Source organism: Prochlorococcus sp. MIT 0916, from assembly GCF_047305155.1.
Lineage (GTDB): Bacteria > Cyanobacteriota > Cyanobacteriia > PCC-6307 > Cyanobiaceae > Prochlorococcus_B.
Window position 1 is genome coordinate 389,995 of the sequence record NZ_CP138980.1, and the last position, 26,791, is coordinate 416,785.

The 26,791-nt window shown below is 36.8% G+C and carries 33 protein-coding genes; 12 read left to right on the forward strand and 21 right to left on the reverse strand.

Translation table 11 applies throughout. The features are described 5' to 3' along the window. Nucleotides 1-3 precede the first annotated feature (3 nt). The 5 genes from urtB to ureE all read right to left on the reverse strand — a co-directional run bounded on the left by urtB (nt 4) and on the right by ureE (nt 4,400). A complete protein-coding gene (urtB, locus tag SIB53_RS02115; RefSeq protein WP_413678577.1) occupies nt 4-1,161 on the reverse strand; it encodes an urea ABC transporter permease subunit UrtB in 1,158 nt (385 codons plus the stop codon). Nucleotides 1,162-1,239: 78 nt separating this feature from the next. Beyond that, nucleotides 1,240-2,517 carry an urea ABC transporter substrate-binding protein gene (urtA, locus tag SIB53_RS02120; protein WP_011295393.1) on the reverse strand — a complete coding sequence of 426 codons (1,278 nt, stop codon included), beginning with the start codon at nt 2,515-2,517 and terminating at the stop codon, nt 1,240-1,242. A gap of 141 nt (nt 2,518-2,658) precedes the next feature. Further along, nucleotides 2,659-3,267 carry an urease accessory protein UreG gene (gene ureG / locus SIB53_RS02125; protein ID WP_413678578.1) on the reverse strand — a complete coding sequence of 203 codons (609 nt, stop codon included), beginning with the start codon at nt 3,265-3,267 and terminating at the stop codon, nt 2,659-2,661. Then, nucleotides 3,267-3,938, reverse strand: coding sequence for an urease accessory protein UreF (locus tag SIB53_RS02130; protein ID WP_413678579.1), 672 nt, complete (start codon nt 3,936-3,938; stop codon nt 3,267-3,269). The genes ureG and SIB53_RS02130 overlap by 1 nt, the downstream gene beginning before the upstream one ends. 12 nt (nt 3,939-3,950) lie before the next feature. Further along, complete coding sequence (ureE, locus tag SIB53_RS02135) at nt 3,951-4,400, reverse strand: urease accessory protein UreE (RefSeq protein ID WP_413678580.1); 450 nt, start codon at nt 4,398-4,400, stop codon at nt 3,951-3,953. A gap of 102 nt (nt 4,401-4,502) precedes the next feature. Between ureE and SIB53_RS02140 the strand changes: the two genes are divergently transcribed. Genes SIB53_RS02140 through ureC form a run of 4 tightly spaced genes read left to right on the forward strand, consistent with a single transcriptional unit; the run spans nt 4,503 to nt 7,818 of the window. Then, on the forward strand, nt 4,503-5,426 hold the full coding sequence (locus tag SIB53_RS02140) for an urease accessory protein UreD (RefSeq protein WP_413678581.1): 924 nt from the start codon (nt 4,503-4,505) through the stop codon (nt 5,424-5,426). Nucleotides 5,427-5,475: 49 nt separating this feature from the next. Then, nucleotides 5,476-5,778, forward strand: coding sequence for an urease subunit gamma (locus tag SIB53_RS02145; RefSeq protein WP_413678582.1), 303 nt, complete (start codon nt 5,476-5,478; stop codon nt 5,776-5,778). A gap of 8 nt (nt 5,779-5,786) precedes the next feature. After that, entirely contained in the window at nt 5,787-6,107 is a 321-nt protein-coding gene (locus SIB53_RS02150; protein ID WP_413678583.1) for an urease subunit beta, read from the forward strand. Nucleotide 6,108: 1 nt separating this feature from the next. After that, a complete protein-coding gene (ureC, locus tag SIB53_RS02155) occupies nt 6,109-7,818 on the forward strand; it encodes an urease subunit alpha (RefSeq protein ID WP_413678584.1) in 1,710 nt (569 codons plus the stop codon). Nucleotides 7,819-7,840: 22 nt separating this feature from the next. Here the strand turns inward: ureC and SIB53_RS02160 are convergent, their stop codons facing one another. After that, nucleotides 7,841-8,068 carry a DUF1830 domain-containing protein gene (locus SIB53_RS02160; protein ID WP_413678585.1) on the reverse strand — a complete coding sequence of 76 codons (228 nt, stop codon included), beginning with the start codon at nt 8,066-8,068 and terminating at the stop codon, nt 7,841-7,843. A gap of 156 nt (nt 8,069-8,224) precedes the next feature. Between SIB53_RS02160 and SIB53_RS02165 the strand changes: the two genes are divergently transcribed. Together SIB53_RS02165 and SIB53_RS02170 are read left to right on the forward strand one after the other, a co-directional pair. Further along, nucleotides 8,225-8,404: a hypothetical protein gene (locus SIB53_RS02165; RefSeq protein ID WP_413678586.1), complete on the forward strand. Its 180-nt coding sequence runs from the start codon at nt 8,225-8,227 to the stop codon at nt 8,402-8,404. Nucleotides 8,405-8,616: 212 nt separating this feature from the next. Continuing rightward, on the forward strand, nt 8,617-9,624 hold the full coding sequence (locus SIB53_RS02170) for a porin (protein ID WP_413678587.1): 1,008 nt from the start codon (nt 8,617-8,619) through the stop codon (nt 9,622-9,624). A 106-nt stretch (nt 9,625-9,730) separates the two neighbouring features. On the opposite strand, the gene SIB53_RS02175 is transcribed toward SIB53_RS02170, so the two are convergent. The 4 genes from SIB53_RS02175 to SIB53_RS02190 all read right to left on the reverse strand — a co-directional run bounded on the left by SIB53_RS02175 (nt 9,731) and on the right by SIB53_RS02190 (nt 10,991). Beyond that, nucleotides 9,731-9,868: a hypothetical protein gene (locus SIB53_RS02175; protein ID WP_413678588.1), complete on the reverse strand. Its 138-nt coding sequence runs from the start codon at nt 9,866-9,868 to the stop codon at nt 9,731-9,733. A gap of 37 nt (nt 9,869-9,905) precedes the next feature. Beyond that, entirely contained in the window at nt 9,906-10,082 is a 177-nt protein-coding gene (locus SIB53_RS02180; RefSeq protein WP_413678589.1) for a hypothetical protein, read from the reverse strand. A 225-nt stretch (nt 10,083-10,307) separates the two neighbouring features. After that, nucleotides 10,308-10,580 carry a hypothetical protein gene (locus SIB53_RS02185; protein ID WP_011295403.1) on the reverse strand — a complete coding sequence of 91 codons (273 nt, stop codon included), beginning with the start codon at nt 10,578-10,580 and terminating at the stop codon, nt 10,308-10,310. A gap of 162 nt (nt 10,581-10,742) precedes the next feature. Then, nucleotides 10,743-10,991: an RNA recognition motif domain-containing protein gene (locus SIB53_RS02190; protein ID WP_011295404.1), complete on the reverse strand. Its 249-nt coding sequence runs from the start codon at nt 10,989-10,991 to the stop codon at nt 10,743-10,745. 196 nt (nt 10,992-11,187) lie between these two features. Between SIB53_RS02190 and rpsU the strand changes: the two genes are divergently transcribed. Together rpsU and SIB53_RS02200 are read left to right on the forward strand one after the other, a co-directional pair. Next, nucleotides 11,188-11,364, forward strand: a complete 177-nt coding sequence (rpsU, locus tag SIB53_RS02195) for a 30S ribosomal protein S21 (protein WP_011295405.1) — start codon at nt 11,188-11,190, stop codon at nt 11,362-11,364. Between the two features lie 59 nt (nt 11,365-11,423). Beyond that, on the forward strand, nt 11,424-11,648 hold the full coding sequence (locus SIB53_RS02200; RefSeq protein WP_413678590.1) for a hypothetical protein: 225 nt from the start codon (nt 11,424-11,426) through the stop codon (nt 11,646-11,648). A gap of 40 nt (nt 11,649-11,688) precedes the next feature. Here the strand turns inward: SIB53_RS02200 and SIB53_RS02205 are convergent, their stop codons facing one another. After that, entirely contained in the window at nt 11,689-12,207 is a 519-nt protein-coding gene (locus SIB53_RS02205) for an AbrB family transcriptional regulator (RefSeq protein ID WP_413678591.1), read from the reverse strand. A gap of 287 nt (nt 12,208-12,494) precedes the next feature. Between SIB53_RS02205 and SIB53_RS02210 the strand changes: the two genes are divergently transcribed. Further along, nucleotides 12,495-14,108 carry a photosystem II high light acclimation radical SAM protein gene (locus SIB53_RS02210; RefSeq protein ID WP_413678592.1) on the forward strand — a complete coding sequence of 538 codons (1,614 nt, stop codon included), beginning with the start codon at nt 12,495-12,497 and terminating at the stop codon, nt 14,106-14,108. Here the strand turns inward: SIB53_RS02210 and SIB53_RS02215 are convergent. From SIB53_RS02215 to SIB53_RS02225, 3 genes are read right to left on the reverse strand one after another with little or no spacing between them, the layout of a single operon-like run. Then, entirely contained in the window at nt 14,030-14,881 is an 852-nt protein-coding gene (locus SIB53_RS02215) for a CPBP family intramembrane glutamic endopeptidase (protein WP_413678593.1), read from the reverse strand. The genes SIB53_RS02210 and SIB53_RS02215 overlap by 79 nt on opposite strands. A gap of 44 nt (nt 14,882-14,925) precedes the next feature. Continuing rightward, the gene (clpS, locus tag SIB53_RS02220; RefSeq protein ID WP_413679099.1) at nt 14,926-15,237 is read right to left on the reverse strand and encodes an ATP-dependent Clp protease adapter ClpS; all 312 of its coding nucleotides are present in this window, start codon (nt 15,235-15,237) and stop codon (nt 14,926-14,928) included. 59 nt (nt 15,238-15,296) lie between these two features. Further along, nucleotides 15,297-16,520, reverse strand: coding sequence for an LL-diaminopimelate aminotransferase (locus SIB53_RS02225; protein WP_413678594.1), 1,224 nt, complete (start codon nt 16,518-16,520; stop codon nt 15,297-15,299). Nucleotides 16,521-16,909: 389 nt separating this feature from the next. On the opposite strand from SIB53_RS02225, the gene SIB53_RS02230 reads away from it, so the two are divergent. Both SIB53_RS02230 and SIB53_RS02235 read left to right on the forward strand, forming a co-directional pair. Then, nucleotides 16,910-18,775: an Rne/Rng family ribonuclease gene (locus SIB53_RS02230; protein ID WP_413678595.1), complete on the forward strand. Its 1,866-nt coding sequence runs from the start codon at nt 16,910-16,912 to the stop codon at nt 18,773-18,775. Nucleotides 18,776-18,777: 2 nt separating this feature from the next. Then, a complete protein-coding gene (locus SIB53_RS02235; protein ID WP_413678596.1) occupies nt 18,778-19,365 on the forward strand; it encodes a ribonuclease HII in 588 nt (195 codons plus the stop codon). Between the two features lie 14 nt (nt 19,366-19,379). Here SIB53_RS02235 and SIB53_RS02240 read toward each other — a convergent pair whose 3' ends face one another. After that, nucleotides 19,380-19,892, reverse strand: coding sequence for a DUF1997 domain-containing protein (locus SIB53_RS02240; protein ID WP_413678597.1), 513 nt, complete (start codon nt 19,890-19,892; stop codon nt 19,380-19,382). Between the two features lie 56 nt (nt 19,893-19,948). Between SIB53_RS02240 and pheA the strand changes: the two genes are divergently transcribed. Next, nucleotides 19,949-20,779, forward strand: a complete 831-nt coding sequence (pheA, locus tag SIB53_RS02245; protein ID WP_413678598.1) for a prephenate dehydratase — start codon at nt 19,949-19,951, stop codon at nt 20,777-20,779. A gap of 1 nt (nt 20,780) precedes the next feature. Here the strand turns inward: pheA and SIB53_RS02250 are convergent, their stop codons facing one another. The 6 genes from SIB53_RS02250 to rpsG form a co-directional block, all read right to left on the reverse strand. Then, a complete protein-coding gene (locus SIB53_RS02250) occupies nt 20,781-21,713 on the reverse strand; it encodes a methyltransferase domain-containing protein (protein WP_413678599.1) in 933 nt (310 codons plus the stop codon). Between the two features lie 2 nt (nt 21,714-21,715). Continuing rightward, on the reverse strand, nt 21,716-22,378 hold the full coding sequence (locus tag SIB53_RS02255; RefSeq protein ID WP_413678600.1) for an LON peptidase substrate-binding domain-containing protein: 663 nt from the start codon (nt 22,376-22,378) through the stop codon (nt 21,716-21,718). Nucleotides 22,379-22,438: 60 nt separating this feature from the next. Further along, nucleotides 22,439-22,759: a 30S ribosomal protein S10 gene (gene rpsJ, locus SIB53_RS02260; RefSeq protein WP_009788866.1), complete on the reverse strand. Its 321-nt coding sequence runs from the start codon at nt 22,757-22,759 to the stop codon at nt 22,439-22,441. 121 nt (nt 22,760-22,880) lie between these two features. Continuing rightward, nucleotides 22,881-24,080 carry an elongation factor Tu gene (tuf, locus tag SIB53_RS02265; protein WP_011824476.1) on the reverse strand — a complete coding sequence of 400 codons (1,200 nt, stop codon included), beginning with the start codon at nt 24,078-24,080 and terminating at the stop codon, nt 22,881-22,883. A gap of 40 nt (nt 24,081-24,120) precedes the next feature. Next, nucleotides 24,121-26,196 carry an elongation factor G gene (gene fusA / locus SIB53_RS02270; protein WP_413678601.1) on the reverse strand — a complete coding sequence of 692 codons (2,076 nt, stop codon included), beginning with the start codon at nt 26,194-26,196 and terminating at the stop codon, nt 24,121-24,123. 105 nt (nt 26,197-26,301) lie between these two features. Then, entirely contained in the window at nt 26,302-26,772 is a 471-nt protein-coding gene (rpsG, locus tag SIB53_RS02275) for a 30S ribosomal protein S7 (protein WP_269603452.1), read from the reverse strand. Between the last annotated feature and the right edge of the window lie 19 nt (nt 26,773-26,791).

Below are 26,791 nucleotides of genomic sequence, written 5' to 3' on the forward strand. Positions count from 1 at the left end.
CAATCAAGACTCCACCATTCTTCCTTTTTGTGGGAACATCCCAGTTGGTTTAAATTGAAGGAATATTACTATCAGAGCAAATATCATTACTCTAGCCATGCTTGTTGTCGCAAAAAAATCTATTGTTGAATAAAGAGGGGAAGGCATATCTGGCCAAATGGTAAGTAGTCTTCCTGCTCCTATCAAATCAGTCATTATTCCAATAGAGAAAGAAGCAAGGATTGTTCCTAATAAATTGCCCACTCCACCAAGAACAACAACCATAAAACATCCCACAATATAATTTCCACCAACATTTGGTCCGACTGAGCCGAGGAGTGAAACTGCAACTCCTGCAACTCCAGCGAGACCAGAACCTATTCCAAAAGTAATAATATCTACTGTTTCAGTGGATATACCTAAACAATCACTCATTGGTCTATTTTGAGTTACTGCTCTAATTCTCATTCCCCAAGCTGTTTTATCAAGAAAGAAAATTACTACTAAAACAGATATTAAGGTAATGAGGATTATTAAAAGACGCGTTTTAGGAAAAGTAATTCCAACAAAATCAATTCCACCTCTCATCCAAGAGGGAGCTGTAACATCAACATTCCTTGCACTAGCGCGACTAAGTTTACTTACTAAAGACGATAAAACACCTCCTGTTGCTACACCTAATAAAGCTGAGAAACCCCAAGTACATGCCCTTATTAATTTACCTTTTGCACCATGAAGTAAGTCATCAGAAATAAATAGCGGTGTAAATAGGCCAAAGAAAAGTGCTATCACCAAACCACTGGCATAGGCCAGCGGAACACTTCTAACAAATTGTTGAAGGATTAGGCTCACTCCCCATGTGGCTAAAAGTGTTTCAAGAGGACTTCCATAGAGACGTCTAATAACTGTTCGCTCTAAAAGAATTCCAACTGTTCCACTAACTAAAAAAGCAATACCAATAGCAACTATGACATACGAATCATAAAAAGGTTTTAAGAAAGAAACTTGTTTGAAAATTAATTGGGTTATGTATGTTGAATAAGCACCAAGCATCATCAATTCCCCATGAGCAAGATTGATGACACCCATTAAACCGAAGACAATTGCTAGTCCCAGTGCTGCGACGAGCAAAACTGAGCCAATAGCAACGCCATTAAAGAGGCTTTCAAGAATAAGTTGCACTAGCTTGGTTGATTTTTTTAAAGAAATAAGGAGCCCGAAGGCTCCTTATTAGAATCTATTTATAAGTCAAAAATTGAATCACATCCTATATTTTTCACCTTTCTTAGGATCAGTCCAATCACAAGCGTAACCTTTTGAACTTGGATGTTTTTGGTTCCATGCTTGTGGTTCAACTACTCCAGTTTCTTCAAGAATAGTAAATCCACCCTCTGCGTTGATTTCACCGATTCTCACTGTTTGAGATAGGTGATGATTTGCCATAACTTCTACTGGCCCTTGAGGAGCATCGAATGTCTGACCAACCAATGCTTCTCTAACAGCATTGTCATCAAATGTTCCTGCATCTTCAACTGCCTGCTTCCAAAGATAAACCATGTTATAAGCAGATTCTTGAGGATCAGCCACGACACGATCACTACCCCATCTCTTCTTAAAACTCTTAGCAAATTTCTTAGAAGCTGGAGTATCAATAGACATCATGTAGTTCCAAGCACCATAGTGGCCTTCAAGGAACTCAGGTCCAATCGTACTAATCTCTTCTTCCGCAATGGAGTAGTTCATTACGTAATAACCATTGGAAGGAGTGATTCCTGCATCCTGTATTTGTTTAAAGAAAGCAACGTTTTGATCACCGTTCAAAGTGTTAACGATGATTCCACCATCAGGAAGAGCAACTTTAATCTTGGAGATAATAGGAGCTACCTCTGTATTACCTAAAGGTAGATAGTCTTCTCCAACAACTTTACCGCCAAGTTGTTTAACTTGAGCTTTAGTAATTGTGTTAGAAGTTCTTGGGAAAACATAATCAGAACCAACTAAGAAGAAATCTCCTCCAGCCGCTGGTGAGCGCTTGTACATGAAATCAGTAGCAGGCTCGGATTGCTGATTAGGAGTTGCTCCTGTATAGAAGATGTTATTGGAGCACTCTTGTGCTTCATATTGAATAGGGTAATAAAGGAATGCATCTTTAGATTCATAAACCGGAAGCATTGCCTTACGACTTGCAGAAGTCCAGCCGCCAAAGACAACTGGTACTCCATCCTGATCAATTAACTTCTTGGATTTCTCAGCGAAGGTAGGCCAATCTGATGCACCATCTTCAACGATGTACTCAATTTTATAGCTTTTGCCGTCGACTGTTACACCGCCAGCTGCATTAATTTCCTCAATAGCCATTTTCTCTGTATCAACAAGAGTTGATTCGGAGATTGCCATTGTCCCTGATAAGGAGTGGAGAATTCCAACCGTTACTGTGTCATCAAAGTTGCCTGAGGAATCTGATCCACCACAAGCAGTAACAGTTACTGCCAATGAGGCAGTAGCTAAACCTGCAAAAATGCGCTTTGAAAGCTTCATGAATTACTAACTAAATTCGATGTTTGCCCACCTTGGGGTTTACGAAAAGTATCCAAATGAACACCCCTCTTTTTGTATCAAATGAAACTATTCTGACTATTTCAGTAAACGAAGATAAGTTTTCGTATCTGTTAATACGTTCTATCGAAGAGAAGGTATCTGATTACACAAAAACTCTTCAATTATTTCTATCCCTTCCCCTGTTTTTGTATTGGTAAAGCACCAGGGAAGATTCTCCCTCATTAATAAAGTATCCCTCTCCATTATTTTCAAGCTTGCGCCAACCATTTCAGCGAGATCAATCTTATTGATCACTAATAAATCCGAACGTGTTATACCTGGTCCACCTTTCCTGGGTATCTTATCCCCTGCCGCGACATCAATAATATATATACATATGTCAACTAACTCAGGGCTAAAACTTGCAGCAAGATTATCTCCACCACTCTCAACAAATACTAAATCTAAAGTTGTAAATTTATGCTCTAGCTCTTCAACCGCAATGCGATTTATAGAACAATCTTCCCTTATCGCTGTATGTGGGCATCCACCAGTTTCAACTCCTTTAATTCGTTCTGGTGCTAAAGCCTTTGAATTAGTCAAAAATTTCGCATCTTCTTGAGTATAGATATCATTTGTTACTACGGCGATCTCTAATTGATCTTTAAGGTTTTCACATAGTCTCTGAATGATAGCCGTTTTACCAGATCCAACTGGACCAGCTATTCCAACTCTTAATTTACTTTCCATTAGCTTCTAAATAATCTTGAATAAAGTTCTACATGCGACTGTTGAGCCATAATAGCTCCGACATCGCTAACCCAAATTTCTTTAGGATTCTGCTGCAATAAAAAACTTGCTTGAGACTTAATAAGTACTAGAGATTTCTTTTGAAGCTTTTGAGCTTTTGTTGGCCCTAATGACAATAGCCTTAATGCCGCACTTAATTGATTGGCTACCCAGCTATATAAATAACCCTCCACCATATCAATTTGAGTTATGTCCAAGCATACTCCAGCCCAAGCCCAAGCTATAGGCCATATCAATTTCTTTTCATTATCAGGAAGAGGATGATCCAGATCAATTAACAGCTGTAGTAAAGATTCGCCCATTTGTTTTTGTTGAGATCTAACTTCCGGAGAATCTCTTAATGAACCAAGCCAAGAATTCCACTCTTCAATAATTAACTTATATTGAACATCTGTATGATCACTCCAATTCACTAAATCTCTCATTAAGTGCGAAATTGAGCTGGCCTCAATTGTTATTTGACCTCGAGAAAGTTCACTTTCAATCCAATTGAAAAGTGTTGTCTCGTCATACACTTTTTTATTTTGAACAACCCATTCCAATCCTTCTGAGTAACTAAAGGCGCCAATTGGTAATGATGGGCTAATTAATTGTAAAAGCTCAAGTTTCATAAACTGAATTAATCAATCCTCATACTCGTAAGCACCTATCTCAGGAGAAAAAGGTCTTTGAAAAGTTTCTATTTCAAAGCCTTGACCTTCTAACATCTTTTTCATAACTACATCATTGAGTAAATATAACTCTTTATCGTGCAACTCAATCTCAACATGTCTATTACCTAAATGATAAGCAGCTTTTAACAATTTCAATCTATTTTCTGAGCTAATTCTTATTACATCTTCATGAGCAGCCTCTATGCTTACAAAAATTTGTGAATTCTCACTTTTCAATACCTCTCCAGGGATCAAGCGGCCTCCTCCTCTAGGTAAATTTAAAATCACATCAGTTCCATCTAAAGTTGATCGTTTGCCCCGAAGCTGAGACCTCTCCTTCGCTGACAAAGGAAGTAGAAGACAATGTTCTAAAACATGAGCACTAATTCTCTCAGTGAGATAGATTAATTCGTGTGACAAGCTTCAATTTTTTATAGATTTAAATATTAAAGGTTATACCTATTTGATAAGACATTTATTATTTTCTTAATACTAAATGAGCAAAATCGATACAACTATACAATGACATCTCAATGGCATGGAACTTGTGATCTAAGGCTTTTCAAAAAGTCAAGTCCCAATGAGCTAGATGGTCTTAAAACAATTCATCAAGCAAAATGCACTGCTCCATTAAAATTAATGAGAGTATTCAACGATAAAAAAGATGGAAGATGTGAAATACCAATTCTTCATAGTGCTGGAGGGATTGTAGGAGGTGATCAACTGACAATAAATGTAAATGCTGAAGAAGGTAGCAGTGCTATATGTTCTTCTGTAGCAGCTCAAAAGGTTTACGGAAGTAGAGGTAGGTCAAAAATAAATCCGCAAGGGAGATGGGCAAACCAAAAATGTTTTTTTCAGATTGAAAAAAATTCTGACTTTGAATGGATTCCTCAAGAGTTAATTGTCTATCAGGGAGGTCTTTTTGAACAAAATTTGACTGTTAATCTTGATCCTTCGTCAAGCTTTTTATGTGTTGATTTGGTTCGCTTAGGACGAACTGCTGCAGGAGAAGAACTTGGCAGTGGAGCATGGAGATCATCTTTGGAAATCTTTAGAAAAAGCCCTCAAGGGAAGCATTATGAATTTAGTGATCGCTTAGAACTATCTGGAGAAGCTCTAAAGTCCATTCATGGCTTAGAACAGAAACCAGTATTTGGATCTTTAACTTGGGTAACACCTAAAGGAATAAAGCAAAAAGATTTGTCTGATTTATTAGTCAAATGCCGACAACAAAGAGCTGGTCTCGAAGGATTTATGACTTGTAGTCTTCTTGAAAATGGCATATCAGCAAGATACACAGGCTCATCAACACAATCAGCTCGATTTTGGTTTTATAGAATTTGGAGTCTTACTAGAATTTTAAGAAAACTAAGCATGCCTGAATACATGAGGATTTGGCCAATGCAAGAAAATCCAGCAACAGACACAAAATGTCCATCATGAACTTTTAAGCATTTTTTTACTAGTAAAATGTATGTATAACTCTTAAAAAATGTACTTAAGCCCTCAAGAAAAAGACAAATTACTTGTAGTGACCGCTGCTCTATTGGCAGAGCGAAGATTAAATAGAGGTTTGAAATTAAATCATCCTGAAGCCGTTGCTTGGCTTAGCTTTCAAGTACTTGAAGGTGCTAGAGATGGAAAGAGTGTCTCAACCTTAATGAACGAGGGAACAACATGGTTAACCAAAGAACAAGTCATGGAAGGTGTGCCCGAACTGATCAATGAAGTTCAAATAGAAGCAGTTTTCCCAGATGGAACGAAGCTGGTAACTCTTCACAATCCAATTAGCTAACTACAATTATGTCTTATTTAATTCCTGGAGAACTTATTCCCGAAGATGGTTTTATTGAACTCAATAAGGGAAGAGAAATAACAACTCTAAAAGTCGCTAATATTTCTGATCGACCCATACAAATTGGTTCTCATTATCATTTCTTTGAGTCTAATAAAGGTCTAGAATTTGATCGTCAACAATCTCTCGGCAAAAGGTTAGACATACCTGCTGGTACAGCCATCAGATTTGAACCAGGTGACCAAAGAGAAGTCAATCTTGTGCCTTATGCAGGAGACCGAAAAATTTTTGGATTCAACGGACTCATAAACGACTCACTTCAAAAATAAAATGCCTTTTCAAATTTCTCGCCAAGCCTACGCAGAGACTTATGGTCCTACTAAAGGGGATCGTATTAGGCTCGCAGATACAGACTTAATTCTCGAAGTTGAAGAGGATCATACACACTATGGAGACGAAGTTAAATTTGGAGGAGGTAAAGTTCTTCGCGATGGAATGGGACAATCACAACAAAGTAGAGACAATGGAGCAGTAGATACAGTTATCACTAATGCACTCATTCTAGATTGGTGGGGAATTGTTAAAGCTGATATTGGTATTAAAAATGGCAAAATCTCAGGCATTGGAAAAGCTGGAAACCCTGATACTCAAGAAGGTGTCAATATTATTGTAGGAGCTAGTACAGAAGCAATAGCAGGAGAGGGACATATTATTACGGCGGGTGCTATTGATAGTCATATTCATTTTATCTGTCCACAACAAATTGAAACCGCCTTAGCTAGTGGAGTTACAACAATGCTTGGTGGTGGGACAGGTCCAGCAACAGGTACTAATGCAACAACATGCACTCCAGGAGCATTTCATATCTCAAGAATGCTGCAATCAGCAGAAGGCTTCCCAGTTAATTTGGGATTCTTTGGGAAGGGAAATGCCACTAATAAAGCAGCTTTAGCAGAACAAGTAAGAGCAGGTGCTTGTGGATTAAAACTTCATGAAGACTGGGGAACAACACCAGCTTGTATTGATTCGTGCCTAGATGTAGCAGATCAACTAGACGTACAAGTTTGTATTCATACTGATACCCTAAACGAAGCTGGTTTTGTTGAAGATACAATTCAAGCAATAAAAGGAAGAACAATTCATACTTTCCATACAGAGGGGGCTGGAGGTGGTCATGCGCCCGACATTATAAAAATTTGCGGGGAATCTAATGTGATCCCAAGTAGTACAAATCCCACAAGGCCTTTCACTCTAAACACTCTTGAAGAGCATTTAGACATGTTGATGGTTTGCCATCATTTGGATCCCAAAATTCCTGAGGATGTTGCATTTGCCGAGTCAAGAATACGTCGTGAAACTATTGCAGCCGAGGACATACTCCACGATTTAGGAGCCTTTTCTATTATTGCGAGTGACTCCCAGGCAATGGGTCGAGTTGGAGAAGTTGTTAGTCGGACTTTTCAAACTGCTCATAAAATGAAAGTTCAACGAGGTGTCTTACCAGAAGACAATGAAAGGAATGATAATCATCGTCTGAAAAGATATATTTCAAAGATCACTATTAATCCAGCAATAGCTCACGGAATCAGTGGTCATGTTGGGTCAGTAGAAGTTGGAAAGCTGGCAGACCTGGTACTTTGGAAGCCAGGTTTTTTTGGAATCAAACCTGACTTGGTAATCAAGGGGGGGTCTATAGCATGGGCTCAAATGGGAGATGCAAATGCTTCTATTCCTACGCCTCAACCAGTACATGGTCGCCCAATGTTTTCTTCTTTTGGAAAGGCGATGAATCCTACATGCATTACTTTCTTAAGTGAGATCGCAATAGATGCGGGCATACCATCACAACTTAAATTGGAACGTTCTTATGCTGCCGTTACAGACACAAGAAAGATATCTAAACAATCAATGAAACTCAATGATGCAAGACCAAAAATAGAAGTCGACCCTCAAACATATGAAGTTTTTGCCAACGGAGAGCTTTTAACTTGTGAACCAGCTAAATCACTACCACTTGCTCAAAGATATCTATTGCTTTGAGATGATATAAATAGTTATAAAACTAAGCTGCAATTGGATGTTCAGTATTGGTGGCAGATACTCTAAGACGTTGTTCTAAATTCGGACCATAAGCCTCTATGCCCCATATTTCCAACTGAGAACCCTCTGGGGCCATCGATGAAAAAACTTCTTGGGGGAAAATAGCTCTTTCTAAGAAAAATCTATCTGGTCCAATACATTTCAATATGACCATGCTTGAGGTGATATTTCGATAAGAGAAATCAACCATGATTTACAAACATTTGTTGAAATTAAAACAAATTAATAAAAAAGTGTTTGTAATTTTTTATACAAACAATCAAGATTAAAATATAAAATAATTCTAAAAGAGTTCAATATGAACTTCTGACTTAGATCTCATTAGTTAGAAAAGTGAAAAAAATTCATGATCTCAACTAATACAAGAATACGAATCCAAAGTATACTTAATAGAATAGAAAATAACCAATCAGTTACTTTGGAAGAAAGAATTTTTCTTAATAAATTGTCCAGTATTTCTACAGTTGTATCTAAATGGGTTGCCTCTTCTTTAGGACCAGAAGCTAGCTCAATAGATCATGATTAACTATTAAAGTTAAGTAATATAATTTTTGAACTTATTCTAGAACGAGACGCCAAAAGCTAAACTAAGATTACTCAATAAATTGATTTAAAATTAAATATAGATAAAGAATGTGTTCGCCGATACTTAATTCTTTTTAAAAAGGTATTGTTCAATACATCGTATTTATTTATTAATTAAGAAAATAAATTGCTCTTAATTTGTGTGAGGACACAATGAAGCTTTTTCAGCGTTTGCTGGTAGCTCCAGCTGCATTGGGCCTAATGGCTCCAGTTGCAGTTAATGCGGATACTGCTTTTTCATCAACCACATCTCTTTCTGGTGGTGCTGTTTTTACTATCGGCTCTGTTGCAGATGGTGGAACAACTGATACGGAAGAAGAACTCTATATGCAATACGGCTATGGACTTGACGTAACTTCCAGCTTTACTGGTGAAGACATGCTTTACATGGGCATGGAAACTGGTAATGCTAGTGGTCCATTAGCAAGTATGGATAGCTCAGTTGGTGGTACTGGTGCTATTACATTGCATTCTTTATTTTATGCCTTCCCAGTTGGCGATCTAGAAGTAACTGCTGGTCCTTTACTTGACCAGGATGATGTTGTTGCTGCAACAACCTCTGCTTACTCAGATGCTTTCAGACTAGGTAGCATGCCTTACTCTTTAGCTGGTAATGAAACTGGTCCTGGAGTTGGTGTTGCGTACTCTGGAGACAATGGATTCGTCGGATCCGTTAGCTTCGTTTCTGTTGGTGGCTCTGATTCAACAGTAGGAATCGGTGCTGATGATGGTGATGATGTTTCTACATTCACTCTTGGCTATGACGGCGATGGCTTTGGTGGCGGTCTAGTACTCGCGACTAACGACGGCGAAGCAGGTGAGGGCTATGACACATTTGGTGGCGGTATCTATTACAGCCCTGAGTCAGTGCCTGCAACAATCAGCGTTGCCTATGACACAACAGATCCAGAGACAGGAGCTGATGCAACTGATTTGTTTGTTGGTGTTGACTACGAAGTTGGACCTGGAACATTAAGTGCTGCTTACAATTCAACTGATATTGATGGCAGTGATTCTGAAGATTCAACAGGATTTGAAGTTTCTTACAGCTATGGTCTTAATGACTATGTCTCAGTAACAGCTGGATTCTTCACTGTAGAGGATACAAGTACTGGTGATGACGACACTGGTATAGTGGCGGAAACTTATTTCAGCTTCTAAGCCTCAAAATACAACGATCAAAAAGCCTCCTATTGAAACAGGAGGCTTTATTTTTTGAAAATTAGAGAAATTAATCTAAAAATTTTAGTTAACAAAAAAGCTCATATTATTTAGTTAATTTATTATGTTTTTTTAGACAATTATTTAATTTAATGAGTGCTTCATAAGGATCAAGTTGCTTTGATCTAATCAGATCTTCATAGGGATCAGGATTGCTTTTATGATTGTTTTTAGTTTTGCTCATTTTTTTCTCTAAAGATAATTAATTTTTATACACTTTTTCATGCCGCAATATTAGGACTGAATCCCCTATCCCTACTACCTTTAAACCATCTCATCTGAGGAGTCATACGATGACCATTGGGGTACAAATAATTAAGATTATCAGTTGAAATAACTTTTTCATTTCTATCAACTATTTCTTGAAAATCATCAGTATCGCCTTTATTTAATTCCATAATAGATAAACTAGATATACTATTTAAAACATCAGATCATTGGATTGATGTCCATCATGAACAAAGTGATGAATCCGAAACGAATATTCCTGTAAGAAGATTAACTCTATAAATTTATATTAGTAATTAATTAATTATTAATTCAAGTTGATTTTTTCATAAATTAAAAAAGGCAGCTCATTGAGCTGCCTTTTTTAATTAAAATCAATCTTACGTATTTGGAGCCTAAAAATATTTAAAAGGGAAAAATATCTTATCAGGGCCTGCAAGCATAACTGAAGCAGCAATAAGAGCAGTAACTACTTGAACACCAATAAATTGTTTTTGAAGGTACTTATAAGAACCTGTTTCAGAAAGCTCAACTGATGGTTCATTCTCAGGTAATCCATAATAATAAATTTGAGAAATCTGAAAAAAGATCACCAAACCAGCAATTGCAGCTAAAGGATTAAATCCACCAAATGTGATTGTAGAGAAAGGGATTGTTGAGTAAAGCATTAAAAAGGCATCGCTCTTAACTGATAATCATTACAGCATTAATTTGAGAAAATGCTTTAATCGCTAATAGACTGAAATCTTAAATTGATTAAATTCTAAAAAATCAGTATTAGATATCCTGAAAGTTGAGCTAGCAAAAATTCAAAAGGTCTCAAAATCTAATTAATTGTTTTTTGGTCTAGCTTTTGTAACCCTGATAGCTCTACCCATCCATTCAACATCTTGAAGATCATCTATTGCTTTTTGTTCTTGAGCATCGTCGCCCATATCAACAAAAGCGAAACCTCTTTTCCTCCCAGTTTCTCTTTCTAATGGCAGCTTACAATTAGTAACTTCACCATAACTGCTAAACACACCTACAATATCTTCAACCTCAGCATCAAAGGAGAGATTCCCTATGTAAATAGTCATTGGATAACGGACCTATGGAGTAATAATGAATGGTCCGAAAAGGGAAAAACCTCAAAATTTTGGCTAATTAGCAAAACTTGAAGAAAGCTATTTGGATAATTCAAAAAACATTCTAGATCTTTTTCTCCCAAAAAGGTCAAAACCAAAATTTGCTTTATCGTCCTGTAAAATTATTGAATAACATTTTTTTATTTTTTTGACACAAGTCACAGTTGGAGAAAACGAAGGCATTGAATCAGCCCTGCGTCGTTTTAAACGTCAAGTTTCCAAAGCCGGTATCTTTGGAGAGTTAAAGCGCCTGCGTCACCATGAAACACCTGTCGAAAAATATAAGCGTAAATTGCAACAAAGACGCAGAAGCAGAAGGAGATAAACAGACTTCAACAACGAGTTCAAAACTCAATTCTCAAGTCTCTTACTTAGCTTGATAAAATGGAAAGAGAAAACTGCTGGGTTTGGTTTAAAGGTTCACTCAACGAGAGTGGAACTTGGAAGGGAGGGTTTACTTACAAAAAAGATGGTAATCCAGGTGTTCTTATACAAAATCCATCATTTGTTCAATGTCGTGTACCTGATTGGCGCATAAGTACTTCTGAGCCCTTGGATAAATATAAAGGGCCAAATATTCCGAAAAACTCTGTTTGGAAAATTTTATAAATATAGCAATTTACGATATAACAATGTCTTTACTATATTTCTAATGAACCTTCACACTAAAAAGCGGAGCTAAATACCTAACAAACGCTGGGGTAATCAATAAAACAGCTATCAATCTAAACGCATGAATTGCTGCTACTGCAGCTCCCACTCCCAGTTCTGCACCAACCAGGCTCATACCAAGAGTTCCTCCAGGAGCAGAGCCTAACAGAGCTATTAAAGGATCAATCCCAAATAAACGGACAACTAAAAATCCAACAAAGAGACCTGTAAGAATTAATGTTAAAGTGATCAAGAATGCTGGCTTCCAAAGGGTTTGCAACTCTGAGAGAGTATCTCGATTAATACCGGTACCAATAACAGTCCCTACACCAATTCCAAGCAAAGTTTTGGTACCTATAGGCCATTGGGCCGGTTCAAGTTGGCCACTGATGCTTAAGGATCCCGCGGCCAAAATCGAGCCAAGAAGAGGAGCAGCAGGGATCCCACTAAGCAGCATCAAACTTCCTAGAGCAGCACCACTGAGCATGTATATAATCAAAGTCATTGGAGGATTCATAATCCAAGCATTAAAGCGATTTCGTTAGTCTGGCCTATTTTTTGTTTTTTAAATCAATTGATCAATATCAATTCAAAAAGCAAAAAAGAACTTTGCCTTTAAATTAAATTTTCATCTTACAATTTTTAAGAAATAAAAAAAGTCCTCTATAACTAAGTTTTGACTCAATTTGCAATGAACTTGAATTTTCTTCCTTTTTACTATTAATCTAATTTTCAATCAAAAAGGTCAAATCATTGTTAGTGTCTATCTCTAAATGATTATTTTTGTTGTTAATAGATGCCCTGATGAAAGCAAATTCGACTTCTGAATTAAAACTTCTTGGGCCTAAATCAGAGGCTAAGATCCTGTATGTCAGACTGCCTTGTAATCCTATTTTCCCAATTGGACCAATCTATTTGGCTGACCATATTCATAAATGCTTTCCAAAGATTGAACAATTAATCGTAGATTTAGCTTCATTACCTATTTTAGATGTTGAAAGAATATTAATAAATAGTATTAAAGATTTCAAACCTACACTTCTAGTATTTTCATGGAGGGATATACAAATTTATGCCCCTGTTGACGGACGAGGTGGGAATCCATTACAAAATTCATTTGAAGTTTTTTATGCACGTAATCCTCTCAAAAAATTTCGTGGTGCTTTAGGTGGTTTTCAACTTTTGAAAAGTCATTATGGAGAGATATGGAGAAACCAAAGATTAATTAAAAAGGGATTAAAATATGCGAAAAGATACAAGCCAAATGCTTATGCAATATTGGGTGGAGGTGCTGTTAGTGTTTTTTATAATCAATTAAAAAATTCACTTCCAAAAGGTACTATTATTTCCCTAGGAGAAGGAGAACTTTTAATAGAAAAATTAATAAAAAATGAATCAATTGTCGATGAAAGATGTTTTATTGTTGGTGAGTCTCCTAGAGAAAAATTGATTCATGAAAAACCTAATAACTTAATTAAAACCGCATGTGATTATGACTATATTAAATCTATCTGGCCTGAATTCAAATGGTACCTAGATGGTGGAGATTTCTATATTGGGGTACAAACCAAGAGAGGTTGTCCTCATAACTGTTGTTACTGTATATATACTGTTATTGAAGGTAAAAAAGTAAGAATCAATCCAGTAAGTGAGGTTATTAAAGAAATCAAACAATTGTATAAACATGGAGTCCGGGGCTTTTGGTTTACAGATGCACAATTCATACCTTCTAGAGGACATATACAAAATGCTAAAGATATTCTTCAAGCTATCTATGATGAAGGATTGCATGATATTCATTGGGCTGCATATATACGAGCTGACAATTTAGATAAAGAATTAGCTGAATTAATGGTTAAAACAGGTATGAGCTATTTCGAAATTGGAATCACTTCTGGATCGCAAGAACTCGTTAGAAAGATGAGAATGGGATACAATTTAAAAACAGTTTTAAAAAATTGCGAACTTCTAGCAAAAGCAGGTTTCAAGGCTCAAGTTTCAGTAAATTACTCTTTCAATGTTATAGACGAACGTCCAGAAACAATAAGGCAAACAGTTGCTTACCATAGAGAATTGGAGAAGATTTTTGGAGAAGATATTGTTGAACCTTCTATATTTTTTATAGGACTTCAACCGCACACATTATTAGAAGAATATGGGTTGAAACAAGGCTTATTAAAACCTGGCTATAACCCCATGAGTTTAATGCCTTGGACTGCTAGAAAACTCCTCTGGAATCCAGAGCCGATGGGCAAAGAATTTGGAAGGATTTGTTTAGAAGCTTTTGATACAAATCCAAATGATTTTGGTAGAACAGTTATGAACTTATTAGAAAGAGATTATGGAGTTTCATCTCTAAATGAGGCATTAACTGTCGAAGCTAAAAATCGTCCCGTTCTTGCAAAAAGCCTTCGTTGAAAAAATATCGTAATTAATAAAATTGTTATCCCAACAATGCTGCCAATTGGATTGACCATGTTTTCACTTGGTCCCAATAAAAAATATGGAGTATTAATAGAAAAAACAACCATTCCCGAATCAAATAGATACCAAGTACCAACCAAACCGCCATGTAGACCGATACAACCCAATAACGAACCCCTATCAATCGTTCGTCTTAAAGTTAGAACTAATCCAAAAAGAAAAAGACCTGTCAGGAAAGGAATTAAAGCGAATAAACCAATATCAGACCTGTAATGCGCAAGGCTAAAAATAGCAGATTGAAAAATAATACCTCTTCTCAAGCCAAACAAGAGGACCATTTCCTCCATCAACCATCCTCGAAAAACTATCTCTTCAGCAAAAACAATACCCACTATCAATAATATTGCATTTAATAATTCAGTAAATTTTACATAATTCACTTTATCAACCCAACCTAATAAGAATAAAACCAGAAAAAGAATTAATAGAAGAAAGACTGAAAATATAAATCCACTAAAAAATATTTTGAATGCGGTAAATTTATCTTTGAAATCCAAGCCTAAAGATAACCATAGATGATTAGTTTTCCATCTAATACTTCCCCAACTTGGTAGAACACTGAGAAACAATATGAATGTTATTATGGTGCCTATAATACTTAAATTACTAGAACTAATATCTCGATTAACTAAGTAAAAGAAAAAACTCAATAACCATCCAGCAGGATATAAAAACAAAAACAGAGTTAGTGTTGGTAGCCATTGCATCTTTTGATGCAACCATCTATTCCAAAACCTTTTGATTAATAATTTCAGCTTTCTAATTCTATTGTACTTGTTAAGCCTTTTGACTTTAAAGATTCAGAGTAAAACTCAGCGGGTTCTAAGTCACAAGTAATAACCAGTCCGATACCATTATTATGTGTTTCTAACATAATATTCAAAGCATCCTGTTCGCTTAATTGTGGAACTACCTGTCTTAAAGTGTCAACAACGTAATCCATAGTATTCACTGGATCATTATGAAGTAAAACCTTATATTTGGGGGATAGTTTTCTAACTCGCTGAACTTCCCTATCAATAACAGCAGTGTCTCCATCAGTTTGTTTTGCAGAATCAACCATAATTAAACTTCCAAGATGAATAGCACTCTTTAACAAGGAACTTACCATGAGATTAAGCATTAAAGTTTCACGATCCTTTGCATAGCTTTTTCGACATTTTCTCTACTGTTGAAGGCAGATAATCGAAAATAACCTTCTCCAGCAGCTCCAAACCCACTTCCGGGTGTGCCGACGACATTTGCGTTTTCAAGCAAGAAATCAAAGAAATCCCATGAGCTCATGTTTTTCGGTGTTTTTATCCATGCATAAGGGGCATTGATCGCGCCAAAAACCTCATATCCTGCAGCAGTCAAATTTTCTTTGATTATTTGAGCATTATCCATATAAAAACTTACTAATTTTTTGATTTGTTTTTGCCCTTCTGAAGAGTAAACAGCTTCCGCTCCCCTCTGAACCATATAACTTACACCATTGAATTTAGTACTTTGTCGACGATTCCATAAGGACCATAAATCAACTTCTTCAGCACCTGCTTTACCTTTTAAGGACTTGGGAATAACTGTAAAAGCACATCTTGTTCCAGTGAAGCCAGCATTTTTGGAAAAAGAGCGAAACTCAATTGCACAATCTTTAGATCCCTCAATTTCAAAAATCGAATGAGGAATGGAATCATCTTGAATAAAAGCCTCATAAGCAGCATCAAAAAGAATCAAAGAATTATTTTCTTTTGCATATTCAACCCAAGAAACTAATTGTCCTCTACTTGCTACTGCCCCAGTTGGGTTATTAGGAAAACAAAGATAAATCAAATCAAATTTTTCTTTTGGTATTTCCGCCTCAAATCGATTCTCAGAATTAATTGGGATATAATTTAAACCTTTATATTCACCTGCTAAGTTAACTTCTCCTGTCCTCCCAGTCATCACATTAGTATCAACATATACAGGATAAACTGGATCAGTTACGGCTATTTTATTGTCTTTCCCCAAAATATCTAAAATATTACTGCTATCGCATTTTGAGCCATCTGAAACAAAGATTTCCTCTGACGATATCTCACAACCACGAGATAAATAATCATTTTTAGCAATACTCTCGCGAAGCCATTGATATCCCTGCTCTGGACCATAACCTCTAAAGCCCTGCTCTGTTCCCATTTCTTCTATAGCCGCTTTCATGGCTTCACGGCAAGCCAAAGGAAGTGGTTCAGTAACATCACCGATTCCTAGACGGATCAAATCAGCATTTGGATTATTGGAATTAAAATCTTTAATTCTTCTGGAAATCTCTGGGAATAGATAGCCTGCTTTTAATTTCAGGTAATCAGCATTAACTTGTACCACTTGAAAATCACCTAGATTTAATTTAAGGATAATCCCTTAAACACCTTCAAATCTTCAAACATAAATGATTACATAATTAAGAACTAATTTTTGAATAGGACCTCATACTCAAAGCAATCAACTCAAAAGTGACCTTGTGTTAATATGCCATAAGAACTAAGAAAAGGGTTTAAGCACCTAAAGTTCTTAATTAGCGTCATTTTTCTTAAAGAGACACCTAGATTAAACGTTGGCAAATCCAACGATTTCAACCGGATTATATTTAATTCCCATTCCGAACAGTATTCAAAAATCTCTTTAATTTATTGGCGTTAAAATTTTCAACAGTTCTATTTGCAGTTTTTCTGCTAATCAATTTTTTAATAGCTTGAAAAAGCTCAACATTGTATATGCCCCAGCAAATTGTTATTGCTGAGCATTTGCGAATTGCCGCTCTGCTCACTGATGAGAGAATAGATGAATTAATCGTGGCTCAGGGTAGCTACCAAATCGGAGATATTTTCTTAGGAACAGTTGAAAATGTTCTTCCAGGAATAGATGCTGCTTTCGTAAATATTGGTGAAAGTGAAAAAAATGGTTTTATTCATGTCAATGATTTAGGCCCTCTTAGATTAAAGAAAGCAACTGCGGGAATAACAGAGTTACTCGAACCAAAGCAAAAGGTTTTAGTTCAAGTAATGAAAGAGCCTACTGGATCAAAAGGTCCCAGATTAACTGGCAACATAGCTCTTCCTGGTAGATATCTTGTACTCCAGCCATATGGACAAGGTGTAAATATTTCTAGAAGGATAAGCACCGAGAGTGAAAGAAATCGACTTAGAGCATTAGGGGTACTAGTTAAACCTCCAAGTACAGGGCTTCTAATAAGGACAGAAGCAGAAGATATTGCTGAAGAATTTTTAATTGATGATCTTGAAAATCTTCTCAAACAATGGGAGCTGATTCAACAAGCATCTGAGAGTTGTACCCCGCCAATCCTTTTAAATCGAGATGAAGACTTTATTCATAGAATTCTTAGAGATAATATCGGTCAAAATGTCACTCAAATTGTTGTAGACGATACGGAAGCAATTGGTCGCATAAAAAACTTCCTTGGCAAGAATAGTAAGGAATTAGCAATAGAATTACATAGCGATTCGCAGAGTATATTAGAAAAATATAGAGTCATTCCTGCAATCAATGATGCATTAAAACCCAGGGTGGATCTACCTTCTGGTGGTTATATAATAATAGAGCCAACAGAAGCTTTGACAGTAATCGATGTTAACTCAGGTTCATTTACTCGATCCGCCAATTCAAGAGAAACAGTTTTATGGACTAATTGCGAAGCAGCTATTGAGATCGCAAGGCAATTAAAATTAAGGAATATTGGCGGGGTTATTATTATTGATTTTATAGATATGGATACAAGAAGAGATCAACTTCAATTATTAGAACATTTCACATCTGCTATTAATGGAGATTCAGCACGGCCACAAATTGCTTCACTCACAGAACTTGGTCTTGTTGAGCTAACAAGAAAAAGACAAGGTCAAAATATATATGAATTATTTGGGAAGGCCTCTCCTAATTTCCAAGGTCAAAGTAATTTTCAAAATATTAGTATTCAAGATATAAATCCAACAAGATCATCAGAAGTTGGTGTAATAAATTCAACTTTAATCTCAGGAGAAGATATACAATCATTGGATGATAATAATTATAAAAAGAAACGTATAAATAAAACAAAAGATATAGAATCAAATCTAATCAATGAAGAGTATAAACCATCAATAGATAATTCAAAGTCCACATCAACAGAAACAAATGAAGAAGAAATTCCTAAAGAAAATAATACGAGTAAACAAAAGAATCAAGTAATAGATATAAATATGAATGAAAACGAAGAGATAGTATATAGCTTTATGGGATTAGACCCTATTCTACTTTTAGAAGAACCCCCAAGTTCTGAAAGCTACATCGTTAACATAATTAGGCCTGGAGTCGAAGAAAGTATAGGCAAGAAGAAAAATAATAATAAAGATATAATTCATCTTAATAATATTATTCCTAATGCGCAAAAACCAACCAATTCCGAGGAAGCCGAGAATATCGAAGAAGAAAATATCAATGTAGACTTAGATTCCGAAACAAATGAATTACCAAATACTGAACATAATTCCATTAATGAAAAGAATGAATTAAATTACACTGAAGCTGAAGAAATTAATGAAGATCCAAGACGAAAAAGAAGAAGGTCTTCCGCTTCTTCTTAAATATGGCAGCGAAGAAATCTCTAGTTGCAGGAGTTGATGAAGTAGGAAAAGGTTGTTTATTTGGCCCTGTTTTCGCTGGAGCTGTAATTTTAAGCAAGGAGAACGAAAGAAATCTTTTAAGTCAAGGTTTAAAAGACAGTAAAAAGTTAAGCCCACGGCAAAGACAAAACTTAGTTCCTTTGATAAAAAAAACCTCAGTAGCTTGGGCATTAGGCCAGGCTTCAGCAAGAGAAATTGACATTATCGGCATCCGAATGGCTACTGAAAAAGCAATGCTAAGGGCATTAGAAAAAATGCCATCTCCACCAGAATTAATTCTTGTAGACGGAATACTACCCATTCGCTTATGGCCAGGAAAGCAAAAGACACAAGTTCAAGGTGAAAGTCATTTCGCCTCAATTGCTGCTGCAAGTGTTTTAGCGAAAGAGAGCAGAGATGAATTAATCAAACGTCTAGCTCTCAAATACAGTTTTTATGGGCTAGATAAAAACAAGGGTTACGGAACTAAGCTTCATAGAACAAACTTAATGAAAGCAGGTGCCACAAATCTCCACCGAAAAAGTTTTCTCTCCAAATTGGAACTCGATTGATATTAATTTTGTAACTAATTTTCTTTACACCAATTATTGAAATCAACAATTAGCTGCTTCTCAACTCTTGACTTTATTCCTAACAAAATTCCATTTAATATTGATTGCCCAGTTGACTCGAGCATTTTGGGAGGAATTAATCTCAATAGTTGAGGCTGGCTGACTGTTACGCCCAGAAGCGCCTCGCCTTGAAGACCTGATGGTTTTGCCTCCAAAAGTGCATCTAAGGTTAAATCAAAATCTTCAACAAATCCCAATCCATCCAAGTGGCTTTCAGTGACATACATTCTGATTTTTCTATCAATATTTTCTACACCTATTGATACAACTGGATTTATTTGAAGTTGAAAAACCTTAAAACTTGTGACTTCATACTTAAAGCTTCCAGGCTCCAAAGGAGTCAATTTTCTAGAATCAAGCATTGCTCCTACAACTCTTTCCTGTTGTAGGAGATAATCAGGTAGTTGCTCTTGATTATCTTCAACAACCAGATCAATTTTTTGTCGTGCTTTAAAGGCAAGAGACATTTTTAAAAACTTGCTCAGTTTGATCTTATCGGCATTTACCCCTTTTTTTTTATCTAATGTCAACTCGAGTAGCCTACCTAGGGCCTAAAGGAACGTACGCTGAGAAGGCTGCAAAAGCGCTAGCAGCCCTAGAAAAGCTTGACTCACCAGAGTTCTCACCATGCAAAGGTTTAAGGTCTGTAGTCGATAATCTTGCAAACAATCTTTGTGAAGCAGCCGTTGTACCTATTGAAAATTCAGTAGAAGGTGGGGTTACAACAACATTAGATTCACTATGGAGACACAAAAATCTATTTATTCACAGAGCCTTAGTACTACCTATCAAACACTCATTAATGAGTAGCGGATCAATATCAACAATTTCAGAGGTTCTTTCCCATCCGCAGGCTATAGCTCAATGTAGCAAGTGGTTAAACGACAATATTCCAAATGCAGTTCATTTACCAACTAATTCAACAGCAGAAGCCATCAGGATGGTAAAAGGGAGTAAATTTAGAGCAGCCATAGGTTCAAAAGATGCAAGTGAAGAACTGAATATCCTTGCTTATCCAATTAATGATATTGAAGGTAATTGCACTAGATTCGTTCTTCTAAGTAAGAAAAACATTAAAGTAGATGGCAATAAGGCAAGCATGGCCTTTTCACTTAAGTCAAATAGTCCAGGTGCATTACTAAAAGCATTAAATTGCATAGCAAATCTTGGCCTAAACATGAGTCGAATAGAATCTAGGCCTTCTAAAAGAGAACTTGGTGAATATGTCTTCTTTATAGATCTTGATTTAAACAATAACAATAAAAAAGACTTTGAAAATATTAATAAGGAGTTAGCTCCCCTATGCAATCAAATAATTAATTTTGGATGCTATTTGGGATCAGAAGTTGAATAATTTACCCTCTTGATTTAAACACTCCGAATTTCATCAACCCCTTTGAGAAAGACCATTTCATCAAAAGTATAGTTGGGATTTCTCTAAATGCCTTCAGGAGGGATCTAAAGCCTAATTTTAAGATAGATGAAGGTCTTCTAAACCCTTCATATATAGATTCATTCCAAGATTGAATTGTATATTTTGTCCAATTGGAAGACACTACAGAAGTTCCACAATATGGACTGTTTAATAAGTTGTTTTTAAATCCTTCAATACTTGAAAATTCAGGATGGGTCCATTGGATTAGTAATTGATTCATAATCAACTTTTCAAAAAAATTCAATGGATGCTTTATTGAATCTCTTTGATTCCAATCTGCAACTGCCAAAACCCCGCCTGGTCTAAGGACCCTGAGCATTTCATTTGCAAACATTTGCTTATCATGGATATGAGGCCCAGCTTCAACACTCCAAACTCCGTCAAAGCTTCCTTTATCAAACTTCAAGTCAAGGGCATTCATTACCTCAAAACGACAAAAATTCTTATTAGCTGTTAATTCATTAGCTCTTTTAATTTGTTCTTGACTTATGGAAATACCAATGACATCAAATCCATAATAATCAGATAATATTCTTGAACTTCCGCCTATTCCACATCCTACGTCTAACACCCTAGAGCCTTTGGGTAATTTATTTAAGCCGCTCCAGCGAACTAATTCATGAACAAAATCTACCTTAGCTTTCCTAAAATCTTTTTTTATTCTTGGTTTTTCATAAAAACCAAGATGAATATGTTCTCCCCAGAGATTTTCTAATAATCGATCATTAGTCCATGAATCATATGAAGATGCAACGCTATTAACAGATTCATATTTACGACTTTTCCTAAGCCAATGAGTAGTTAAAATGAACAGAAAGAAAGCACTAAATATAAAAATCAATAACGATTGCATAATTAATTGTTAGCTTGATCAGCATTTGAGAAAGTATCTTTTAAAGCAGTTCTGGCAGCTAATTGTCTTCTTGTGTGATCAAGAAGTTCATATTCTCTCTCTAAACGATGAAAAGTATTAGTTAATTCTAATAAATTTTGCTGTTCACTTGCTACTGGACCTCCAAGATGAGCAGCTATCCAAAAAGACAATTCTCTGGGAATATCAGGCAAAGAATCAGGTAGTGCCTTCTCAGATTCAGTCAATTTTGAAGTAAGTGAAACTACATCCTTCAGAGCAATGGTGACTGAATCCTTTAGTTCCAATAGTTTGGTTTGATCTAAAATTTGTTCATCATCAACCCAACTAACTAGCGCGTTAATAAAAGGGGTTTCACTAATAATTTCTAGGATTCGAAATCTTTGCTGTCCAATAGTGACAATGTTACTTCTACCATCTTGAGAAGTTTGATGTTTGATGATCTCAGCACAACAACCAACATCTGCCATTTTTTTAGCAATTGGATCCCATCTAACAACACCAAAACGGCTATCAGATTTCAAAACAGATTGAAGCATCACCCTGTAACGAGTTTCAAATATATGAAGTGGCAAGTACTCCTGAGGAAAAAGCACAACCTCAGGCAATGGGAAAAGTGGTAGCTCCCTAACTGAAAGTTCGCTCAAATGGGAATTCCTAATTAAACATATCCTAGATAATCAATCTCTGGTTTGAGAGAAAAAGATCTAGAGCTTAACTTCTATATCAACTCCGCTAGGAAGGTCCAACTTCATTAGGGCGTCTATGGTCTTCGCGGAAGGACTGTAAATATCAATAATTCGTCTATGTGTTCTTGTTTCAAAATGCTCTCTTGAGTCTTTATCAACATGAGGTGAACGAAGAACGCAATAAATTTTTCTTTTTGTAGGAAGAGGTATAGGACCTATTGCTGAAGCCGCTGTTGTATCTGCAGTCTCAATTATTTTATCGCAAGATAAATCTAGCATTCTTCTATCAAAAGCCTTAAGGCGAATGCGTATTTTTTGCTGTGCAATTGCAGTTGACATAATGGGGTTACCAAAAGCTAATTAAGTTTTCGAGGTTCTTTTAGAATTAAGTAATTAATTCATTTGTTTATTTAATCTAAAGGATGACCTGAATCAATTACAAGTCATCCTCTAAACAATTTTACTCAATAATTTTAGAAACTACTCCGGCACCAATAGTACGTCCACCTTCGCGAATAGCGAATCTCATACCTTGTTCTATTGCAACAGGGGCTATCAATTCTCCTGTCATTTTTATTCTGTCACCAGGCATTACCATTTCAACATTGCTGCCATCATCAGACGTGAATGCAGTAATTTGACCTGTTACATCTGTAGTACGAATATAAAACTGTGGGCGATAACCAGCAAAGAATGGTGTATGGCGACCACCCTCTTCTTTTTTCAATACATAAACCTCACCCTCAAATTTTGTATGAGGTGTAATTGATCCTTTTTTAACAAGAACCATTCCTCTTTCAATATCTTCCTTCTGAATACCACGTAATAGAAGTCCAACGTTATCTCCAGCCATACCTTCATCAAGAAGCTTTCTAAACATCTCTACTCCAGTAACGGTTGTGAGTCTTGTATCTCTGATACCTACAATTTCAACCTCCTCTCCAACTGTTACTTTTCCTCTTTCAATTCGGCCAGTAGCAACTGTTCCTCGTCCCGTGATTGAGAAAACGTCTTCCACAGCCATTAAAAAAGGCTTATCAATTTCACGTTCTGGTTCTGGAATTGAAGCATCCACAGCAGTCATCAAGTCATCTATTTTTGTCTCCCAATCTGCTTCTCCTTCAATAGCTTTTAATCCTGAAACTTGAACAACAGGGATGTCATCTCCAGGGAAGTCATAACTTGTGAGAAGTTCACGAATCTCCATTTCTACAAGTTCTATCATTTCTTCATCATCGACCATGTCACATTTGTTTAGTGCAACAACCAATGCAGGTACACCAACCTGCTTGGCCAAAAGAATATGTTCTTTTGTTTGTGCCATTGCACCATCGGTAGCTGCTACAACAAGAATTGCACCGTCCATCTGAGCAGCACCTGTGATCATGTTTTTTACATAATCAGCGTGACCTGGGCAATCAACATGAGCGTAATGCCTACCATCAGTTTCATATTCAACGTGAGCAGTGTTGATTGTAATACCGCGTTCACGCTCTTCTGGGGCTCCATCAATTTCAGCGTAATCTTGCGCTTCTGCTTGACCTTTTTTGGCTAAAACCTTTGTGATTGCAGCAGTAAGTGTTGTTTTGCCATGGTCAACGTGGCCAATAGTACCTATGTTGACGTGAGGTTTGTTCCTCTCAAACTTCTCGCGAGCCATTTTTTTAAAGAATCGGGGGGTGGTTAGTAAATTTTAGAGATCAGGAATTGCCCTGATTCTTGGAGATAATTGCTTCAGCAACATTACGAGGAACTTCCTCGTAGGTGCTGAACTCCATTGAGAAAATACCCCGACCTTGAGTCATTGATCGGAGCTGAGTGGCATAGCCAAACATTTCGGCTAATGGCACTTTTGCCTGGACTTTGGATTGTCCATCATCGATGGATTGACCTTCAACCTGACCTCGTCTAGAGGACAGATCTCCAATTATAGAGCCTAGGAAGTCCTCAGGCACTTCTACCTCAACTTTCATCATAGGTTCTAGAAGAACAGGATTGCACTTCTTGATTCCATCTTTGAAAGCCATTGATCCAGCAATCTTGAAAGCCATCTCTGATGAGTCAACATCATGATAAGAGCCATCAACCAATGTAACTTTTACATCAATTAAAGGATAGCCAGCAATTACACCAGACTCACATGTTTCTTTCATTCCTGATTCAGCTGGTTTTATATATTCTTTTGGAACAGCCCCACCAACAATTTTATTGACAAACTCAAAACCAGTTCCTGGTTCACCTGGCTCAACTTCAATAACAACATGTCCATACTGACCTTTACCTCCTGTTTGTCTTGCAAATTTTCCTTCACCTGACGAGCTCGCTCTAATCGTTTCTCTATAAGAAACTTGAGGTGCTCCAATATTTGCCTCTACCTTAAATTCTCTCAACATACGATCGACCAAAATCTCTAGGTGAAGTTCACCCATACCTGCAATTACAGTTTGATTTGTCTCTTGATCAGTACTGACTCTGAATGTTGGATCTTCCTCAGAAAGCGATGTAAGCGCTTTTCCTAACTTTTCCATATCACTCTTTGTCTTGGGTTCTACCGCAACTGAAATGACTGGCTCAGGTATATATAGTGTTTCAAGAACAATTGCCTCTTCGGAAGCACATAAAGTATCTCCCGTTGTTGTATTTTTCAGGCCAAGTACAGCACCAAGATCCCCCGCTCTTAATTCATCGACTTCCTCACGGTCATCAGCTTTCAAAATTATCAACCTAGATATTCTCTCTTTTGCATCCTTAGTTGAGTTCAGAACATAACTTCCTTTTTCAAGTACACCTGAATACATACGAACAAAAGTCAATTTGCCATATGGATCGGCCATTACCTTGAATGCAAGCGCGCTAAATGGAGCGCCATCATCGGAAGGCCTAACAGCTTCTTTTCCATTCGGAAGCAAACCCTGAATAGGAGGTACATCAACAGGAGCAGGAAGATAATTAACTACAGCATCTAAAAGTAATTGAACTCCTTTATTTTTAAAAGCTGATCCGCATAACATTGGAACCAAACCATGTTTCAGAACTCCTTCCCTAATACCAGATTTGAGTTGTTCAATTGTTAACTCTCCATTTTCTAGAAACGCTTCAAGTAATTCCTCCTCAGTTTCTGCTATTGATTCCATTAATTTTGATCGCCAATCAGACACCAAATCAACCATGTCTGATGGAACCTCAGTCTGCTCAATATCTTTCCCGAGATCATCTTTATATATATATGCTTTATTTTCTACAAGATCAATAATACCTTTTAAATCATTTTCAGCTCCAATGGGTAGCTGAATTGGAACTGCATTAGCTTTTAATCTATCTTTAATTTGACCATGAACCTTTAGGAAATCTGCTCCAGTTCGATCCATTTTATTGACAAATACCATTCTTGGCACTGAGTACCTATCGGCTTGACGCCAAACTGTCTCAGATTGAGGCTGTACGCCTCCAACAGCACAGAAGACAGCAATAACACCATCAAGAACTCTCATAGAGCGTTCAACTTCAATGGTGAAGTCAACGTGCCCTGGTGTATCGATAATGTTGATACGGTGATCATCCCATGTGGTTGAAATCGCCGCAGCGGTAATAGTTATTCCTCTCTCTCTCTCTTGAGCCATCCAATCAGTTACGGCTGCACCATCATGTACCTCTCCCATCTTGTGAACAACACCTGAATAGAAAAGAATTCTTTCAGTACAAGTTGTTTTACCAGCATCAATATGTGCAGCAATACCGATATTTCTTATTCGTTCTAAAGGGAAGGCGCGTGCCACAGAAAATACTCCGACTAAAGGGCTTTAAAATGCGCATGGACTCTACAACTAAGCATGCTAAAAAAGAAATATTTTGAGGATTTAAATAGAAAAATTTGACCTAAATCAATAGCGATAGTGAGCAAAAGCTTTATTTGCTTCGGCCATTTTATGGGTCTCTTCCCTCTTCCTCACTGCATTCCCGGCTTCATTGGCTGCATCCATAAGCTCCCCAGCAAGTTTTTGAGACATGCTTCTACCATTTCTTGATCTTGAGAAATTTACCAACCATCGAAGTGCCATTGCAGTTCCTCTTTCTTGGCGAACCTCCATTGGAACCTGATAGGTTGCTCCACCAACTCTTCTTGCTCTAACTTCAACAAGAGGTGTGACATTTTTCACAGCTGTTTCAAATAGCTCAATAGGATCTGAACCAGTTCGTTCGTTAATCAAACCAAACGCATCAGAAAGTATTTTTTGAGCAGTGGATTTCTTCCCATGCTTCATCAATCGATGAACCATCATACTCGCCAAGCGATTATTGAATTGAGGATCTGGTAATACAGGTCTTTTTTCTGCTGCGTTTCTTCTTGACATGAAATTAAATTGTATAAGG